Annotated in this window: 10 protein-coding genes and 2 pseudogenes; 10 read left to right on the forward strand and 2 right to left on the reverse strand. The window is 73.4% G+C overall.

Annotated elements, in window-relative coordinates:
- Positions 1-396 precede the first annotated feature (396 nt).
- Positions 397-1,245, forward strand: a pseudogene (locus K7787_RS32510) (ABC transporter transmembrane domain-containing protein); the annotation flags it as partial.
- 186 nt (positions 1,246-1,431) lie between these two features.
- Positions 1,432-2,235 (forward strand): annotated as a pseudogene (locus K7787_RS32515) (ABC transporter ATP-binding protein); the annotation flags it as partial.
- A gap of 310 nt (positions 2,236-2,545) precedes the next feature.
- Here the strand turns inward: K7787_RS32515 and K7787_RS23260 are convergent.
- Entirely contained in the window at positions 2,546-3,913 is a 1,368-nt protein-coding gene (locus K7787_RS23260; RefSeq protein WP_247721199.1) for an FAD-dependent monooxygenase, read from the reverse strand.
- A gap of 83 nt (positions 3,914-3,996) precedes the next feature.
- Between K7787_RS23260 and K7787_RS23265 the strand changes: the two genes are divergently transcribed.
- From K7787_RS23265 to K7787_RS23285, 5 genes are all read left to right on the forward strand, one after another.
- On the forward strand, positions 3,997-4,554 hold the full coding sequence (locus tag K7787_RS23265) for a TetR/AcrR family transcriptional regulator (protein WP_223002793.1): 558 nt from the start codon (positions 3,997-3,999) through the stop codon (positions 4,552-4,554).
- A 154-nt stretch (positions 4,555-4,708) separates the two neighbouring features.
- Complete coding sequence (locus K7787_RS23270) at positions 4,709-5,368, forward strand: maltokinase N-terminal cap-like domain-containing protein (RefSeq protein ID WP_223002794.1); 660 nt, start codon at positions 4,709-4,711, stop codon at positions 5,366-5,368.
- A gap of 470 nt (positions 5,369-5,838) precedes the next feature.
- Positions 5,839-7,896, forward strand: a complete 2,058-nt coding sequence (locus tag K7787_RS23275; protein WP_223002795.1) for a M4 family metallopeptidase — start codon at positions 5,839-5,841, stop codon at positions 7,894-7,896.
- 247 nt (positions 7,897-8,143) lie between these two features.
- Positions 8,144-9,790 carry a M4 family metallopeptidase gene (locus K7787_RS23280; protein WP_223002796.1) on the forward strand — a complete coding sequence of 549 codons (1,647 nt, stop codon included), beginning with the start codon at positions 8,144-8,146 and terminating at the stop codon, positions 9,788-9,790.
- Between the two features lie 72 nt (positions 9,791-9,862).
- Positions 9,863-10,384 carry a DUF1990 domain-containing protein gene (locus K7787_RS23285; protein ID WP_019983120.1) on the forward strand — a complete coding sequence of 174 codons (522 nt, stop codon included), beginning with the start codon at positions 9,863-9,865 and terminating at the stop codon, positions 10,382-10,384.
- Positions 10,385-10,478: 94 nt separating this feature from the next.
- On the opposite strand, the gene K7787_RS23290 is transcribed toward K7787_RS23285, so the two are convergent.
- On the reverse strand, positions 10,479-13,097 hold the full coding sequence (locus tag K7787_RS23290) for a glycosyltransferase family 1 protein (RefSeq protein ID WP_223002797.1): 2,619 nt from the start codon (positions 13,095-13,097) through the stop codon (positions 10,479-10,481).
- A gap of 614 nt (positions 13,098-13,711) precedes the next feature.
- Between K7787_RS23290 and K7787_RS23295 the strand changes: the two genes are divergently transcribed.
- From K7787_RS23295 to K7787_RS23305, 3 genes are all read left to right on the forward strand, one after another.
- Positions 13,712-15,865, forward strand: a complete 2,154-nt coding sequence (locus K7787_RS23295; RefSeq protein WP_223002798.1) for an alpha-1,4-glucan--maltose-1-phosphate maltosyltransferase — start codon at positions 13,712-13,714, stop codon at positions 15,863-15,865.
- Complete coding sequence (gene treS / locus K7787_RS23300; RefSeq protein ID WP_164393587.1) at positions 15,862-17,565, forward strand: maltose alpha-D-glucosyltransferase; 1,704 nt, start codon at positions 15,862-15,864, stop codon at positions 17,563-17,565. The genes K7787_RS23295 and treS overlap by 4 nt, the downstream gene beginning before the upstream one ends.
- 302 nt (positions 17,566-17,867) lie before the next feature.
- On the forward strand, positions 17,868-19,346 hold the full coding sequence (locus K7787_RS23305) for a maltokinase N-terminal cap-like domain-containing protein (RefSeq protein ID WP_223002799.1): 1,479 nt from the start codon (positions 17,868-17,870) through the stop codon (positions 19,344-19,346).
- The last annotated feature ends 45 nt before the right edge of the window (positions 19,347-19,391 follow it).

Consider the following 19,391-nt stretch of genomic DNA (forward strand, 5'->3'; position numbering starts at 1 on the left):
GGCCCTGCAGAGGGGCGGCTGCCGGGTGACGGCTCACCGGAGGGACGGCTGCCGGTCGGTGGGGCCGCGGAGGCCCGGCCGTCGGCCGAAGGCCTCGGCGAGGGACGGCTTCCGGGCGGCCGCTCCTCGGAGGGACTGCCGTCGATCGCCGATCCCGGCAAGGAGCGAGCGCCGGACACCGACCTCAGCGAGGAGCGGCCACCAGTCACCGCCCCCGGCGAGGAGCGAGCGCCGGACACCGGACCGGGCGAGGAGCGGGCAGCGGTCGCCGGCCCCGGCGAGGGGCGGTCTTCGGCCGCGGGTGATGCGCGGGTCGTGGGGCGGGCGGCGGGTGGTGGGGGCGCGGAGTCTCCGGGGATCGCGGAGGGGCGGTTGCCGGTCGCCGGGGTTCGGGAGGTGCGGCGGGCCGCGGGGCGGCTGGTCCGGGCCGACGGGCGGGCCTTCACGGCCGTCCTGCTGCTGAACGTGCTCGCCGCCGCGGCGGCCCTGGCCGGGCCGTGGCTGCTGGGCCGGATCGTCGACCACGTCCGGGCGGGCGGCGGCCCGGACGGCGTGGACCGGATGGCGCTCGCCATCCTCATGTGCGCGCTGGCGCAGCTGCTGCTGGCCCGCTACGCCCGCTACCTGGGCCACCGCTTCGGCGAGCGCACCCTCGCCCGGGTGCGGGAGGAGTTCGTGGACCGGGCGCTGGCGCTGCCCGCCTCGGTGGTGGAGCGGGCCGGCACCGGCGACCTGACCACGCGCGGCACCGCCGACGTGTCGACCGTCGGCACCACCCTGCGCGACGCGGGGCCCGAACTGCTGGTGTGCGGGATGCAGGCGCTGGCCGTCCTGGTCGCGGTGTTCGTGATCGACCCGCTGCTGGGAGCCGTCGGCGTACTGACGCTGACGCCGATCTAGCTGGCGCTGCGCTGGTATCTGCGCCGGGCGCGGACCGCCTACCTCGCCGAGGGGGCGGCCACCTCCGATGTCGCGGAGATCCTCGCGGCGACGGCCGCCGGGGCCCGCACGGTGGAGGCGTTCGGGCTGGCCGGGCGGCGGGTCGCGGCGAGCCGGCGCGCACTGGACGAGGCCCGCCGCACCCGGCTGCACACCCTGTTCCTGCGCAGTGTGTTCTTCCCGGCGGTGGACGCGTCCTACGCCCTGCCGGTGGCCGGGGTGCTGCTGCTCGGCGGGTTCCTGCACGCGCGCGGCGCGGTGTCCCTGGGCGCGGTGGTGGCCGCCGCCCTGTATCTGCGGCAGTTGACCGAGCCGCTGGACCAGATCCTGATGCAGGTGGAGCAACTCCAGAGCAGCGGGGCCTCGTTCGCCCGCGTGGAGGGCGTGGCGCATGCGCTGCGGGCGAGCGGGACGGCCGGTTCGCCCGTACCGGCGGACGACCGGATCGACGTGGTGGGGGCGCGCTACGCCTACGAGCGCGGCGGCGAGGTGCTGGCCGGGGTCGATCTGACGGTGCGGCCCGGGGAGCGGCTGGCCGTGGTGGGGCCGTCCGGCGCGGGCAAGACCACGCTGAGCCGGCTCCTGGCGGGCGTGGACGCGCCGACGGCGGGGGCGGTGACGGTGGGCGGGGTGCCGATCGCGGACCTGGAACCGGAGCGGCTGCGCCGCCAGGTCGTCCTCGTCACCCAGGAGCACCACGTCTTCCTCGGCACGGTCCGCGACAATCTGCGCATCGCCGAACCGGCCGCCCCGGACGCGCGGTTGTGGGCGGCGCTGGCCGCCGTGGGCGCGGACGGGTGGGTACGGGAGCTGGAGTCCGGCCTGGACACCGAGCTGGGGGCGGAGGGCGTCCGTACGGACGGCTCGCGGGCGCAGCAACTGGCGCTGGCGCGGGTGGTGCTGGCCGACCCGCACACGCTCGTCCTGGACGAGGCGACCGCGCTGCTGGACCCGGCGACGGCCCGCCACACCGAACGCGCCCTGGCCGCCGTGCTGAAGGGCCGCACGGTCATCGCCGTCGCCCACCGCCTGCACACCGCCCACGACGCGGACCGGGTGGCGGTCATGGAGTCCGGCCGCCTGACCGAACTCGGCACCCACGACGACCTGGTGGCGGCCGGCGGCGCGTACGCGGCGCTGTGGCGCACATGGCACGGGGACGACGGAGGCACAGCCGAGCCCGGGACCGGGGACGACGAAGGCACCGCCAGAGCCGCCTCCGGGGACGGCGGCGGTTCCGCCCGGAACGGTGCGGGCTCCCCCAGGGACGGCGGGGCCCCACCCCGCGCGGTGTGAGTTCCACCGGGGCCGGCGCGGGCTCCCCCACGGGAAGGGCCGGGGACGCCCCTGCGGGAGCGCAGGGAACGGCCCGGCGGAGGTAAGCGGGGACAGCTCGGCGGAGGTGTGCGGGGGCGGCCCAGCAGAGGTGTGCGGGAACGGCCCGGCAGAGGTACGCGGGACGGCTCGGCCCAGGGTGGCGGCCGGGGGTGGCGCACCGGGCGGCCCCGCCGGGGCGGTTCGCCGGGCAGCCCCACCGGGCCCGCCCCTGAGGCCGAGGGCCGAGTACGCCGTGCCCCGAAGAGCCGGCCGGTCCGGGCGGGCCGCGTCAGGGCAGCGCCGGCGGGACCCAGTTCGCGTGCCGGAGGATGGCCCGCAGGGCCGCTCCGGCCGGGGCCAGGCGCAGGGCCGTATCGCGGGCCCCGGTGGCCAGCGGGTGGGACAGCCGCTGGCCCATGCGCCCGGCCTGCCGTGCCGCGCGGGCGACGGACTGGCTGCGCGGGCGGCGCAGCGCGTCGTAGCGGGTCAGCGCGGCCTCGATGCCCGGCTCGTGGGCCAGCGCGTGCGCGAGCGTGACCGCGTCCTCCAGCGCCTGGCAGGCCCCCTGCCCGAGGTTCGGCGTCATGGCGTGCGCAGCGTCGCCGAGGAGGGCGGTCCGGCCGACGGCGTAGGACGGCAGCGGTGTGCGCAGTTCGTGGATGTCGTGGTGCAGGACGGCCTCGGGCCGGGTGGCCGCCAGCAGCGCGGGGATCGGGTCGTGCCAGCCGGCGAACCGGCGGCGCAGTGCGCCGAGCGGGTCGGCGTACCGTGCGCCGGGCGGCGCGTTGAGCACGGCGTGCCACTCGGCCCGGCCGTCGCGGAAGAGGATGTGGCCGAATTCCGCTCCCCCGCCCCAGGTGAGCGCGAAGTCGCCGTCCACGTCGACCGGCCCCTCGGTGATCGCGCGCAGGACGGTGGAGCCGCTGTAGGCGGGGCCCGGGTGGTGCGGGAACAGGCGGGCGCGCAGGCGGCTGTCGACGCCGTCGGCGGCCACGACGAGATCGGCCTCCAGGACGTCGCGCCCGACGGACGCCGGCGGCGGCCCTCCGTCGGCGTCCTGCCGTACGGGCGCCGCCCCGGTCGGACCGCTGCCGCCGCCCCGCCGCGCAGGCGCCCCGGCCGGACCGTCCCCGCCCCCGCTCCCGCCCCCGCTCCCGGTGATGCCGTCGCCCGTGCCGTCGCCCGCACCCTCGTCGGCCCCGACGCCCACGACCACCCGCACCCGCCCCCCGCTCCTCTCCTCCACCGCGGTCACCTCCGACCCCGTCCGCAGGCATCCCGGCGGCAGGGTGGCGCGCAGGGCGCGGTGGAGGTCGGCGCGGGGGATGCCGACGATGGGCGTGCCCAGCCTGCGTTCCAGGGCCGCGCCGTCCATCCGGGCCAGCCACCGGCCGCCCGGGGTGCGGGTGCCGCCGGTGTACTGGGGCCGGGCCGCCGCGCGGACGGCGTCGCCGACGCCGAGCGCGTCCAGCGCGCGCAGGCCGTTGGCGTGCAGGGAGATCCCGGCTCCGACGTCGGCCAGGGCGGCGGCCCGTTCGGCGACCGTCACCTCCCAGCCGATCGCCCGCAGCCCGAGCGCGGCGGCCAGCCCGCCGATGCCCCCGCCCACGACCACCGCCCTGCCGACGCCACCGCCACCGCCACCGCTGCCGCCCATGACCGCCCCTTCCACCTCTTCTACAGGTGTAGAAGACCCTACTCCGCCCCGCCCCACCCTCTCTACAGGTGTAGAAATAAGAGGTGCCCACCGACCGACGCGCCCTCCTCGCCGACGCGGCCATCGACGTGCTCGCGGACAGCGGTATGCGCGGGCTGACCCACCGGGCGGTGGACCGCGCGGCCGGGCTGCCGGCCGGCACCACCTCCGCCTACTTCCGCACCCGCCAGGCCCTGCTCACCGCGCTGGTACGCCGTCTGGTCGCCCTCGACCAGGCGGAACTCCAGGAAGCCGGCGAGCGGACGCCTCTCCCGCGCACCCCAAAGGACCTGGTGACCGGCCTCGCCGCCCACATCGAGCACCGGCTCACCGGAGCGGGCCGGCGCCGCTCCCTGGCCCGCTACGCGTGCGCCATCGAGAGCGTGCACCACCCCGAGCTGCGCGAGATCCTCACCCCGCGCGAGAACGCGGCCCGCGACGCCGTGCGCGCGTTCCTCGCCGCACAGGGCGTGGCCGATCCCGAGGGACGTACCGTCACCCTGCTGACCTGCGTGGACGGTCTGGTCTTCGACCGTCTGGTGAACGGCGGGAACGTGCCCGCCGGGCAGCTGCGGGACCTGGTGGCCGCCGCGCTGCGGTAATGCGGCGCGCCGTCCGCCGGCCGAGTGCGAGGGTGTGAGCACCCGCAGACGCCCGCAGGCACCCGCACCCACACACAGGCCCCCGCGGACAACCGGCACATCGCCACCGCCGCTCGCCCATCCCCACCGACCCACCCGAAGGAGACCCACAGGCATGGCCGTCATCCACCACACCACCCTCGAGCCGACCAAGCTGGAGCTGCTCACCGACTGGCTCCCCACCCGCTCCTGGTACCAGGGGGCCTCCGGCGCGCCGGAGTTGGCCAAGGCGGGCGGCTTCCGGCTGGACGACCCGGAGGGCGAGGTGGGGATCGAGTTCCTGGTGGCCGCCGACTCCTCCGGGCCGCGCCCGGCCGCGTACCTGGTGCCGCTCACCTATCGCGGCGCCCCGCTCGACGGCGGTGAGGCGGCCCTGATCGGCACTGCGGAGCACGGCGTCCTGGGCCGCCGCTGGGTCTACGACGGCTGCCAGGACCCGGTGCTGGTCGCGCGGTTGGCGGCGCTGATCGACGGCCGGGCCGAGGCGCAGGCGCAGAGCGTCAGTCACACCCCCGACAAGGAGGTCACCGCCGCCCGCTCCACCGCGGACCCGCTGCCCGCCGGCTTCGCCGGGGCCGCCGACGCCGGGGAGGAGACCCGGCTGTCCGCGCCGGACGGCGCCACCCTGCGGCTGCGCCGGGTGCTGCGGGCCGAACCGGACGGGCGGCCGGTTGTGCCGCCGTCGGCGATCGGCCATGTCGTCGGCGCCTGGGGCCTGCCGGACGGCGCCCGCGCCCGCGGGCTGTTCGCCACGGTGCACCCCGCCGCCGGCTGACCGCACCGGGGCGTCCGGCCCCCGAACACCCGAGCCCTGTCGCACGTCGCCGTGCGGCAGGGCTCCGTGCCGCGCCGCCCGCCGCGGCGAAGTGGAGCAGCAGCACGCGCCGTTCTCGCATCCGGTCCGTATACCGAACATGAACATCCGGACAACGAACGATTTCCGGCCAAGTTGATGACGCGGTCCTGACAAGCACCGCGTCCTCCTGCCACTCTTCCCCTCGGTCGTTCACAGCCACACCACAGCACCCCCCACCGTTTCCCGGCTGTGGCCCGGCCGGCACCCCGCCCCCGGGCGCCGTGCACCGCGCACCGCGCACGCACCTCGGCACCACGCACAGCGCTTGACGCACCGCGTTCCACGCACCTCGCACTTCGGCACTTCGCAGTTCTGCCCGGACGGCTCACCCCCCGCCCGGATCTCCCCAAATGGCCGCGCGACCCGCGGCCACGCAGAAGGAGTCAGTGTTGAGTAGCAGCAGCTCTCGCAGACGCACCTCCCACATCACCCACCGCCGGGCCGCGGGCGTCGCCCTGGCCGGCGTCGCCGCCCTCATCGCCACGGCCGTCCAGTCGGGCGCCGCCAGCGCCGCGCCCACCCCGGCGCAGCACCCCGGGAAGGCGAACCCGGCGCACGTCGCCGTGCAGCTCACCCCCTCGCAGCGCGCCGAACTGATCCGCGACGCCGACGGCGCCAAGGCCGCGACGGCCAAGGACCTCGGGCTCGGCGCGCAGGAGAAGCTGGTCGTCAAGGACGTCGTGAAGGACGCCGACGGCACCCTGCACACCCGCTACGAGCGCACCTACGCCGGTCTGCCCGTCCTCGGCGGCGACCTGGTCGTGGACACCGCGAAGTCGGGGCAGACCGAGCGGGTCGTGAAGGCCACGAACGCGGCCGTGCAGGTGCGCAGCCTCACGCCGGCCGTGTCGAAGGCGACCGCGGAGAAGCAGGCGCTGCGCAGCGCGCAGGCGCTCGGCGCGGAGAAGACCTCGGTGGCCCCGTCCTCCCGCAAGGTGGTCTGGGCGGCGAGCGGCACCCCGGTGCTGGCGTACGAGACGGTGATCGGCGGGCTCCAGGACGACGGCACGCCGAACCAGCTGCACGTCATCACCGACGCGAGCACCGGCAAGGAGCTGTTCCGCTACCAGGGCATCGAGACCGGTGTCGGCAACACCCAGTACAGCGGCCAGGTCTCGCTGACGACGACCCAGTCGGGTTCGTCGTACACGCTGACCGACGGGGCGCGCGGCGGCCACAAGACGTACAACCTGAACCACGGCACGTCGGGCACCGGCACGCTGTTCAGCCAGACCAGCGACACCTGGGGCAACGGCACCACGTCGAACGCGGCCACCGCGGCCGCCGACGCCCACTACGGCGCGGCGGTCACCTGGGACTTCTACAAGAACACCTTCGGCCGCAACGGCATCAAGAACAACGGCGTCGGCGCCTACTCCCGCGTCCACTACGGCAACTCGTACGTGAACGCCTTCTGGGACGACAGCTGCTTCTGCATGACCTACGGCGACGGCTCGGGCAACAGCGACCCGCTGACCTCGCTGGACGTGGCCGGCCACGAGATGAGCCACGGCGTCACCTCCAACACCGCGGGCCTCAACTACAGCGGGGAGTCGGGCGGTCTGAACGAGGCCACCTCCGACATCTTCGGCACCGGCGTGGAGTTCTACGCCGCCAACAGCACGGACGTCGGCGACTACCTCATCGGCGAGAAGATCGACATCAACGGCGACGGCACGCCGCTGCGGTACATGGACAAGCCGAGCAAGGACGGCGCCTCGGCGGACTCCTGGTCCTCGGGGGTGGGCAACAAGGACGTGCACTACTCGTCCGGCGTCGCCAACCACTTCTTCTACCTGCTGAGCGAGGGCAGCGGCGCCAAGGTCATCAACGGCGTCAGCTACAACTCGCCCACCTCGGACGGGCTTCCGGTCGCCGGCATCGGCCGGGACAAGGCGCTGCAGATCTGGTACCGGGCGCTGACCACGAAGTTCACCTCGACCACCAACTACGCCTCGGCGCGCACCGGCACGCTCGCGGCGGCGGGTGAGCTGTACGGGACGACCAGCGCCGAGTACAAGGCGGTGCAGGACGCGTGGGCGGCCGTGAACGTCGGCTCGCGCTCCGACGGCGGCGGCGACCCCGGCGACCCGGGCGACGGCTCCACGTTCGAGAACACCTCCGACGTGCAGATCCCGGACTACGGCTCGGCGGTCACCTCGTCCATCTCGGTCACCGGGCGCACCGGCAACGCGCCCTCCAACCTCCAGGTCACGGTGGACATCGTGCACACCTGGAGCGGCGACCTGCAGATCGACCTGGTGGGTCCGAACGGGACGACGTACCGGCTCAAGAGCAGCGGCTACGACCCGACGCCGGACGTGCACAAGACCTACACGGTCAACGCGTCCTCGCAGACGGCCAACGGGACCTGGAAGCTGAAGGTCCAGGACAAGGGTCCGCAGGACACCGGCTACATCGACGGCTGGAAACTGACGTTCCCGTAAAGGTCTCTTGTAGACCGATGTGACCCCAGGTCAGGGCGCCGCTCCGGTGCTGGGACACCCGGTGCGGCGCCCGTTCACATCGCCGAAACATGAACCCTCTGGTCGCTTTTCGGCCAACATCACTTCAGGGTCATGACATGTACGCGTCCTAGATGCCAGTCTTCCTCCACCCGCCGCACAGCAACCTGACACCCGTTCCGGTCCGGCAACCCCACGCCGGGCGGACTCCCCCACAAAAGGAGCTCGTGTGACTCCCCGCTACGCGCGTCGCACCACCCTGGCCGTCGCCACCGCCGTCGCCGCCGGCGCCCTGCTCAGCACCGGTCTGACCACCAGCGCCTCGGCGCAGGTCCCGGCCGACGCCACCACCCTCGCCGCGGCGCCCACCGACCTGACCGCCGCGGCCCGCACCTCGCTCATCCAGCAGGCGCAGACCGACGCGGCCGAGACGGCGCAGAGCATAGGCCTGGGCGCCAAGGAGAAGCTCGTCGTCAAGGACGTCGTGAAGGACGCCGACGGCACGGTGCACACCCGCTACGAGCGCACCTACGCCGGCCTGCCCGTCCTCGGCGGCGACCTGATCGTCCACTCCAAGGCGGGCAAGACCGAGGGTGTGACCAAGGCCGTCAAGGCGGCCATCAAGGTCTCCTCGCTGACGCCGAAGGTCACCCCGGCCAAGGCCGAGAAGCAGGCCGTGGGCCTGGCCAAGGACGCCGGCTCGGCCGCCTCCGCCGCCGACCAGGCGCCGCGCAAGGTCATCTGGGCGGGCGACGGCACCCCGGTGCTGGCGTACGAGACGGTCGTCGGCGGGCTCCAGGACGACGGCACGCCGAACCAGCTGCACGTCATCACCGACGCGGCCACCGGCAAGAAGCTGTTCGAGTACCAGGGCATCGAGAACGCGACCGGCACCGGCAAGACCCTGTACTCCGGCTCCGTCAGCCTCACCACCACCCTGTCGGGCTCGACGTACCAGCTGTACGACACCTCGCGCGGCGGCCACAAGACGTACAACCTGGCGCACAAGACCTCCGGCACCGGCTCGCTGTTCACCGACGCCGACAACGTGTGGGGCACCGGCGCCGCCTCCAGCTCCTCCACCGACCAGACGGCGGCCGCCGACGCCGCCTACGGCGCGCAGGAGACCTGGGACTTCTACAAGGCCACCTTCGGCCGCAGCGGCATCAAGAACAACGGCGTCGGCGCCTACTCCCGCGTCCACTACGGCAACTCGTACGTGAACGCCTTCTGGGACGACAGCTGCTTCTGCATGACCTACGGCGACGGCTCCGGCAACAACCACCCGCTGACCTCGCTGGACGTGGCCGGCCACGAGATGAGCCACGGCGTCACCTCCAACACCGCCGGCCTCAACTACAGCGGCGAGTCCGGCGGTCTGAACGAGGCCACGTCCGACATCTTCGGCACCGGCGTGGAGTTCTACGCCAACAACGCCTCCGACAAGGGCGACTACCTCATCGGCGAGAAGATCAACATCAACGGCGACGGCACCCCGCTGCGCTACATGGACAAGCCCAGCAAGGACGGCGGCTCCGCCGACTACTGGTCCTCGTCGGTGGGCAACAAGGACGTGCACTACTCGTCCGGCGTCGCCAACCACTTCTTCTACCTGCTGTCCGAGGGCAGCGGCGCGAAGACGATCAACGGCGTCAGCTACAACTCGCCGACGTACAACGGCGCCGCGGTCACCGGCATCGGCCGGGACAAGGCGCTGCAGATCTGGTACAAGGCGCTGACCACGTACATGACGTCCACCACCAACTACAAGGGCGCCCGCACGGCGACCCTGAGCGCGGCCTCGGCGCTGTACGGCTCGACCAGCGCCGAGTACAAGGCGGTCGCCGCCGCCTGGACCGCGGTGAACGTCAGCTGATCAGGCTGTAGTCGACGCGCGGCGGCACCCGGGAGGCGGAATCCCCCGGGTGCCGCCCTACTCTTGGGTCCCATGTCTTCGGCCCACTTCACCTACGAGCAGGTCGGCGCGACCCGCGAACAGGGACACTGCCCGCCCGGCTTCCGCCCGATGCTCGTGCGCGCCCGCATCGGCGAGGGCGAGGCGGTGTTCCGGCGCGCCGCCGAGGCCGTCCTCACCTGGGAGATGCACCGCGCCCTCGGGGTCGGCGTCACCACGGCCGCCGAACGCGCCGCGCCCGGCGCGGACGTCACCGTCACGCTGGCCGGCGTCGTCAAGGCGCCCTGCCGCGTCGTCTGGACGGTCGAGGAGCCCCGCCGCGCCGGCTGGGCCTACGGCACCCTGCCCGGCCACCCGGAGTGCGGCGAGGAGTCCTTCGTCGTGGACCGCACCGGCGACGGCACGGTCTGGCTCACGGTCAACGCCTTCAGCCGCCCCGCCAAGTGGTACGCCCGGGCCGGCGGCCCCGCCACCCGGGCCTTCCAGCACGCCTACGCGCACCGCTGCGCGAAGGTGCTGCGCAACCTGTGCGCGGACGCGGACCCGGACGCCTGACGCGCGGCCCCGGACGCCTGACGCCCAAGGCCGCGCCTGCCCCCGCGCCGGAGCCCCGCCGCACCGCGGCGGCCCCGGTCCGCGGGGCGCGCGCTCAGCGCAGCAGCACCCCCGCCTCCTCCGTGGCCCCTTCCGAGGGAACCGTCATCAGGCCCATCTCCGCACCGGAGGCGAGCAGCCGGTGGGCGGGGAGGATGCGGACCGTGTAGCCGTAGGGGCCGGTGCGGTCCAGGGCGAGCGGGCCCTCGTAGACCCAGCGGCCGTCCGCGTCGGGGGCGCCCGCCGGCTTCAGCGGGACCGCGGTGGCGTCCTCGATGCGGTCCTCCTCGTCGACCCGCCCGGAGACGGCCTGCACCTCGATGTCCTCCGGGCCGAGGCCGCCGAGCCCGACCCGCACCCGCAGGCCGAGCGTGCTGCCGAGTTCGGCGGTGGGCGGGCCCGCGATGGTCTCCACGTGGTCGACGGTCACCTCCTGCCAGGCGCCCCGCACCCGCGCCTTCCACGCGGCCAGCTCGCGCGCCGCCTCCGGACCGAGCGCGCGGTGCGCGTGCGCCGCCGGGGTGTACAGCCGCTCGACGTACTCGCGGACCATCCGCCCGGCCAGCACCTTCGGGCCGAGCAGGGCCAGGGTGCGGCGGACCATCTCGATCCAGCGGTCGGGCAGCCCGGTGCGGCCGCGCTCGTAGAAGCGGGGCGCCACCCGCTGCTCCAGCAGGTCGTACAGCGCGGCGGCCTCCACGTCGTCGCGGTGGTCGGGGTCGGTGCCCGCGCCGTCCGCGGTCGGCACCGCCCAGCCGAAGTCGGGCTGGTACCACTCGTCCCACCAGCCGTCCAGCACCGACAGGTTGAGGCAGCCGTTGAGGGCCGCCTTCATCCCGGAGGTGCCGCACGCCTCCAGCGGCCGCAGCGGGTTGTTCAGCCACACGTCGCAGCCGTGGTACAGCTTCTGCGCCATCGCCATGCCGTAGTCCGGCAGGAACACGATCCGATGCCGCACGCGCGGGTCGTCGGCGAAGCGGACCAGCTCCTGGATGAGCCGCTTGCCGCCGTCGTCCGCCGGGTGCGCCTTGCCCGCCACCACGATCTGGATCGGCCGCTCGGGATGCAGCAGCAGGTCCATCAGCCGGTCGCGGTCGCGCAGCATCAGCGTCAGCCGCTTGTACGACGGCACCCGGCGGGCGAAGCCGATCGTCAGCACGTCGGGGTCGAGGACGCCGTCCACCCAGCCCAGCTCGGCGGTGCCCGCGCCGCGCTGCCGCCAGGACGCCCACAGCCGCCGCCGCACCTCCTCCACCAGCTGCCCGCGCAGCTCCCGGCGCAGCTCCCAGATGTCCTCGTCCGCGATGTCGGCGACCGAGTCCCAGCGGTCCGAGCCGCCCACCGACAGCGCGTCCTCGGTGCGCTGCGCCCCGATCTGCCGGGCGCCGAGCCGGAACACCTCCGGCGCCACCCAGGTGGGGGCGTGCACCCCGTTGGTCACCGAGGTGATCGGCACCTCGTCGGCGTCGAACCCGGGCCACAGCCCCGCGAACATCTCCCGGCTGACCTTGCCGTGCAGCAGCGAGACGCCGTTGGCGCGCTGCGCGAGCCTGAGGCCCATCACGGCCATGTTGAACAGGTTCGGCTCGCCGCCCGGGTACGTCTCCATGCCGAGCTGGAGGATGCGCTGCACGTCGATGCCGGGCAGCTCGGCCTCGGGCCCGAAGTGCCGGGCGACCAGTTCCCGGTCGAAGCGGTCGATGCCGGCCGGGACGGGGGTGTGGGTGGTGAACACCGTGCCCGCGCGCACCGACTCCAGCGCGGAGTCGAAGTCGAGCCCGGTGGCGGCCAGCTCCGCGATCCGCTCCAGCCCGAGGAACCCGGCGTGCCCCTCGTTGGTGTGGAACACCTCCGGCTCGGGGTGCCCGGTGAGCCGGCAGTACGTGCGCACCGCCCGCACCCCTCCTATGCCGAGCAGCATCTCCTGGAGGAGCCGGTGCTCGCTGCCGCCGCCGTAGAGCCGGTCGGTCACGCCGCGCTCGCCGAGGTCGTTCTCCTCCACGTCGGAGTCGAGCAGCAGCAGCGGGATGCGGCCGACCTGGGCCAGCCAGATCCGGGCGTGCAGGAAACGGCCCCGGGGCAGCGCGAGGGAGATCCGGGCGGGGCCGCCGTCGGCCTCGGCCAGTTGGGTGACGGGCAGCTCGTTGGGGTCGAGGACGGGATAGTGCTCCTGCTGCCAGCCGTCGCGGGAAAGGGTCTGGCGGAAGTAGCCGTGCCGGTAGAGCAGGCCGACGCCGATCAGCGGTGCGCCGAGGTCGCTGGCCGCCTTGAGGTGGTCGCCGGCGAGGATGCCGAGGCCGCCGGAGTACTGCGGCAGGGCGGCGGTGATGCCGAACTCGGGCGAGAAGTAGGCGATCGCGGCCGGCAGCCCCGGGGGCTGCTCCTGGTACCAGCGGTCGCCGCTCATGTAGTCGTGCAGATCGTCGGCGGCGGCGGTCAGCCGGCGCAGGAACCGGCGGTCGCCGGCCAGCTCGGCCAGCCGGGCCGGGCGCACGCTGCCGAGCAGCCGTACCGGGTCGCCGCCCGAGGAGGCCCAGCGCTCGGGGTCGACGGACTGGAAGAGGTCACGCGTCTCGGCGTGCCAGGACCAGCGCAGATTGCGGGCCAGCTCGCTGAGCGGTCGTAGGGGCTCGGGGAGAACGGGACGGACGGTGAACCGACGGATCGCCTTCACATTCCACCTCGGCGCGTTCGCTGATGGACGCACGGCACGGCACGCTTCGCCGAAAGCGCGCACGACGCCCTGCGCTTCGCTGGAAGGACGCACGGCACTGTGCGCCCCGTCACCCCGAACACCGTACCGGTCATGGTGCGGCCCCCGCTGGGACCGACGCCCCCGCACAGCCCGGGCGACCTGATCGGCTTCGTCCCGCCACGCCGGGAATCGGCCATTCTCGCGGGGCCGAGAGGCGGTGCGTGGTGGTGTGCGTGCGGGGTACGCGACCGGTGAGTGAGGTATCCGGCCAGGTCTCCGGCGTCCACGGGCGGCGGGGACCGGCTTGTCGAACACGTTTACGCAGCTACAGGGGGTCGCCGTGGCGGAGCACCGGTGCCGGCCCGGCCCCTGGCCGGAGACGGCCGGTCTTGTGTGCAGACATACGCGTGAGTAGTTAACAAAGTGCCGGAATGCTCACCCGAACAGGGTGGGAAGGCTCCTCCGGTACACCCGACCGGCCCCACGCACATTCACAGGTACATACGCGTCCCGGTTCCTCCGGACAGACCCCGCAGGACCCATCTCCCCACCCACCTCCGCCCACACCCTCGTTGACGCGGACAGGAGCGGTCATGCCCGCCACGCACCACCCGGCACCACCCGGCACCACCAGCAAGCGCCCCCGCGACGCCGGTCCACAGGCCGCGTCCGGGGCATCCGACGCACCTCCCTCGTCGCGGGACGCCGCCGCGGACGGGGCCACCGCCGTGGGGCGGATCCCCGTGCTGGACGTCCGGCCGGTCGTCCAGCACGGCCGCCGGCCCGCGAAGGCGGTGACCGGCGAGTCGTTCGAGATCACCGCCACCGTGTTCCGCGAGGGCCATGACGCCGTGGCCGCCAACGTGGTGCTGACCGATCCCGAGGGCCGTCCGGGTCCGTGGACGCCGATGCGGGAGCTGGCCCCCGGCACCGACCGCTGGGGCGCCACCGTCACCGCGGGCGAGCCCGGCCGCTGGACCTACGCGGTGGAGGCCTGGAGCGACCCCATCGCCACCTGGCGCCACCACGCGAAGATCAAGATCCCGGCGGGGATCGACACCGAGCTGGTGCTGGAGGAGGGCGCCCGGCTGCACGAGCGGGTCGCCGACGGCGTGCCGGCCGACGACGAGGGGCGGCAGGCCGTGCTGGCCGCCGTGGCCGCCCTGCGCGACGACAGCCGCCCGGCCGCCTCCCGGCTGGCGGCGGCGCTGACCCCGGAGGTGGAGGCCGTCCTCGCCCGGCATCCGCTGCGGGAGCTGGTGACCTCCTCCGACCCGCTGCCCCTCCAGGTCGAGCGCGAGCGCGCCCTGTACGGCGCCTGGTACGAGTTCTTCCCCCGCTCCGAGGGCACCCCCGAGCAGCCGCACGGCACCTTCGCCACCGCCGCCCGCCGCCTGCCCGCCATCGCCGCGATGGGCTTCGACGTCGTCTACCTCCCCCCGATCCACCCCATCGGCACCACCTTCCGCAAGGGCCCCAACAACACCCTCACCGCCGGCCCCGACGACGTCGGCGTCCCCTGGGCCATCGGCTCCCCCGAAGGCGGCCACGACGCCATCCACCCCGCCCTGGGCACCCTGGACGACTTCGAAGCCTTCGTCCGCCAGGCCGGGGAACTCGGCCTGGAGATCGCCCTCGACTTCGCCCTCCAGTGCTCCCCCGACCACCCCTGGGTCCACAAACACCCCGAGTGGTTCCACCACCGCCCCGACGGCACCATCGCCTACGCCGAGAACCCGCCCAAGAAGTACCAGGACATCTACCCCATCGCCTTCGACGCCGACATGGACGGACTGATCACCGAGACCGTCCGCGTCCTGCGCCACTGGATGGACCACGGCGTGCGCATCTTCCGCGTCGACAACCCCCACACCAAACCCGTCGTCTTCTGGGAACGGGTCATCGGCGCCGTCAACGCCACCGACCCCGACGTCGTCTTCCTCGCCGAGGCCTTCACCCGCCCCGCGATGATGCACACCCTCGCCCAGATCGGCTTCCAGCAGTCCTACACCTACTTCACCTGGCGCACCACCAAACAGGAACTGACGCAGTACCTCACCGAACTGTCGGGGGAGGCCGCCTCCTACATGCGGCCCAACTTCTTCGCCAACACCCCCGACATCCTCCACGCCTACCTCCAGCACGGCGGCCGCCCCGCCTTCGAGGTCCGCGCCGTCCTCGCCGCCACCCTCGCCCCCTCCTGGGGCATCTACAGCGGCTACGAACTCTGCGAGAACACCCCCCTCAGAGAAGGCGGCGAGGAATACCTCGACTCGGAGAAGTACCAGCTCAAACCCCGCGACTGGGCCGCCGCCGAACGCGAGGGCCGCACCATCGCCCCCCTCCTCACCCGCCTCAACGACATCCGCCGGCGCAACCCCGCCCTGCACCGGCTGCGCAACCTGCGCTTCCACCACACCGACAAGGACGAGCTGATCGCGTACTCGAAGCGGAGCGGCTCGAACACGGTTCTGGTGGTCGCCAACCTCGACCCGCACCACACCCAGGAGGCCACGGTCTCGTTGGACATGCCGCAACTCGGCCTGGACTGGCACGAGTCGGCGCCGGTGCACGATCAGCTCACCGGCGAGACCTATCACTGGGGCAGGGCCAACTATGTGCGTCTCGGACCGGGCGGGGCACATGTGCTCGTCGTCGGCGGGACATCCGGGGACCGGCCCCCGGCCGAGCACGGCACGGTTCTGCGACCGTCCAACCCGCAGATCGGAGGGTCACCCACCATATGATCGTCAATGAGCCTGTTCCGGACACCTTCGAGGACACACCCGCCAAGGACCGGGACCCGGAGTGGTTCAAACGTGCCGTCTTCTACGAGGTCCTGGTCCGCTCCTTCCAGGACAGCAACGGCGACGGCATCGGCGACCTGAAGGGCCTGACCGCCAAACTGGACTATCTGCAGTGGCTGGGCGTGGACTGCCTGTGGCTGCCGCCGTTCTTCAAGTCGCCCCTCAGGGACGGTGGTTACGACGTCTCCGACTACACCGCCGTGCTGCCCGAGTTCGGCGACCTCGCCGACTTCGTGGAGTTCGTGGACGCCGCCCACCAGCGCGGCATGCGCGTCATCATCGACTTCGTCATGAACCACACCAGCGACCAGCACCCGTGGTTCCAGGAGTCCCGCAAGGACCCCACCGGCCCCTACGGCGACTACTACGTCTGGGCCGACGACGACAAGCAGTACCAGGACGCCCGGATCATCTTCGTCGACACCGAGGCGTCGAACTGGACGTACGACCCGGTGCGCAAGCAGTACTACTGGCACCGGTTCTTCTCCCACCAGCCGGACCTCAACTACGAGAACCCGGCCGTGCAGGAGGAGATGATCTCCGCGCTGAAGTTCTGGCTGGACCTCGGCATCGACGGGTTCCGGCTGGACGCGGTGCCGTACCTGTACCAGCAGGAGGGCACCAACTGCGAGAACCTGCCGGCCACGCACGACTTCCTGAAGCGGGTGCGCAAGGAGATCGACGCGCAGTACCCCGACAAGGTGCTGCTGGCCGAGGCGAACCAGTGGCCGGAGGACGTGGTCGACTACTTCGGCGACTACACCACCGGCGGCGACGAATGCCATATGGCGTTCCATTTCCCGGTGATGCCGCGCATCTTCATGGCGGTGCGCAGGGAATCGCGCTACCCGGTCTCCGAGATCCTTGCCAAGACGCCCGCCATTCCGTCCAGTTGCCAGTGGGGCATCTTCCTGCGCAACCACGACGAGCTGACCCTGGAGATGGTCACCGACGAAGAGCGCGACTACATGTGGGCCGAGTACGCGAAAGACCCGCGGATGCGCGCGAACATCGGCATCCGCCGTCGCCTGGCCCCGCTGCTGGACAACGACCGCAACCAGATCGAGCTGTTCACCGCCCTGCTGCTGTCCCTGCCCGGCTCGCCGATCCTGTACTACGGCGACGAGATCGGCATGGGCGACAACATCTGGCTCGGCGACCGCGACGCCGTGCGCACCCCCATGCAGTGGACGCCCGACCGCAACGCCGGATTCTCCTCCAGCGACCCCGGCCGGCTCTTCCTGCCCACGATCATGGACCCCGTCTACGGCTACCAGGTCACCAACGTCGAGGCGTCCATGTCGTCGCCCTCCTCGCTGCTGCACTGGACCCGCCGCATGATCGAGATCCGCAAGCAGAACCTCGCCTTCGGACTCGGCTCGTACCGGGAGCTGCCGTCCTCCAACCCGGCGGTCATCGCCTTCCTGCGGGAGTACGAGGACGACCTCGTGCTGTGCGTGCACAACTTCTCCCGCTTCGCCCAGCCCACCGAACTCGACCTCAGCGCCTTCCACGGCAGGCACCCGGTGGAGCTGTTCGGCGGGGTGCGCTTCCCGGCCATCGGGGAGCTGCCGTATCTGCTGACCATGGCGGGACACGGCTTCTACTGGTTCCGGCTCCGCAAGGACGCCACGGTCTAGGCCCGCCGCGACGGCGGGTCCGGCTCCGGTCGTGACGGCGGGACAGGGTCCCGTCGTGACGGCAGGGCCCGGCCGGGTGCCGTCGTGACGGCGGGGCAGGGTCCCGTCGTGACGGCGGGGCCGGGTCCTGCCGTCGACGCGGGGCAGGGCGGGCCGTCGCGGCCGGCACGGCGGGCGATCCCCGGCGTGATCCGGACGGACGGCCCCAGGGTCCCCGGACGGGGCGGTTTCCGCCGCCCCGCCTGTGGGCACGCGTGAGTCACACCCGACCAGCGATTGGACGCGACGCCATGTCGGAAGCGATGTCGCAAGCCGTCACCCGCTCCACCGCCCCGAGCAGCCCCGGTCTTCTCGCCTCGCTGGACCCGCTGCTGCGGGAGTGGCTGCCCCGGCAGCGCTGGTTCGCGGGCAAGGGGCGGCCCGTCACCGGGTTCTCGCTGGTCGCGGCCACCGAGCTGCTGCCCTCCGACGCCAAGCTGGGCCTGCACCACCTGCTGGTGCGCGCCCACCAGCCGCTGCCGTCCGCGCCGGGCGGCGGCGTACCGCACCCCGGCGACTGCTACCAGCTGCTCATAGGCGTGCGCGAGGCGCTGCCGCCGAGGCTGGCGCCCGCGCTGATCGGCCACGTCCACGAGGGCCCGTTCGCCGGCCGCACGGTGTACGAGGCCCTGTACGACCCCCGGCCCGCCGAAGTGATCCTGGAGGCGCTGCGCGCCCAGGCCCGCATCGGCGGGCTGCGCTTCGAGCGGCGCGACGAGATACGCCCCGACCTGGTGCCGCGGATGGCGACCGCCGAGCAGTCCAACTCCTCGGTGATATACGGAGATACGTTTATCCTCAAGCTGCTGCGGCGGGTCCTGCCGGGCGTCAACCCGGATCTGGAACTGCCGCTGGCCCTGGCCCGCGAGGGCTGCCCCCGGGTGCCGCCGCCGACCGCCTGGATGACGGCCGAGGTGGCCGACGAGTCGTACGTCCTCGGGGTGCTCCAGCCGTTCGTGCAGGGCGCCACCGACGGCTGGGAGCTGGCGCTGCGCGAGCTGGCCAAGGGGGAGGACTTCAGCGCGGAGGCGCGGGCGCTGGGGCGCGCCACCGCCGAGGTGCACACCGCGCTGGCCCGGGCGCTGCCCACCGTCACCCTGGCCCACCTCCAGCTGCAGTCGCTGGTGGACGGCATGACCGAGCGGCTGCAGTCGGCCGCGCAGGCGGTGCCGGCGCTGCGGCCGTACGCGCCCGGCCTCCAGTCCGCCTTCGACGCGCTGGCCGATCTCGCCGCCGAGGGCCACACCTGGACCGCGCAGCGCATCCACGGCGACCTCCACCTCGGGCAGTGCCTGCGCGCCGCCTCCGGCGAGTGGTCGCTGATCGACTTCGAGGGCGAGCCGGCGAAGCCGCTGGCCGAGCGGCGGATGGCGCAGCCCGTGGCCCGGGACGTCGCCGGGATGCTGCGCTCCTTCGACTACGCGGCGCACTCGGCCGGCGGGCCGCCCGCACCGGGCTGGGCGGCGGCCTGCCGGGCGGCGTTCTGCACCGGGTACGCCGAGGCGGGCGGGCGCGACCCGCGCACCGATCCGGTACTGCTGCGGGCCTACGAGACGGACAAGGCGATCTACGAGGTCCTGTACGAGGCCCGCAACCGCCCCGACTGGCTGCCGGTGCCGCTCTCCGCCGTCCGGCGGTTGGCCACCGGCACGGAGGCCGACGCCGAGCCCGGTGCCGAGGCCTCGGACCCTGCCGGGTCCGGGGCCGGGACCGGAACCGGGGCCGGGGCCGACGCCCTGTGACCCACCGCACGACCGCATCCGACCTGTTCTGTCCTGTGCCGAGGA

Origin of the sequence: Streptomyces sennicomposti, assembly GCF_019890635.1 — a bacterium.
GTDB lineage: Bacteria > Actinomycetota > Actinomycetes > Streptomycetales > Streptomycetaceae > Streptomyces > Streptomyces sennicomposti.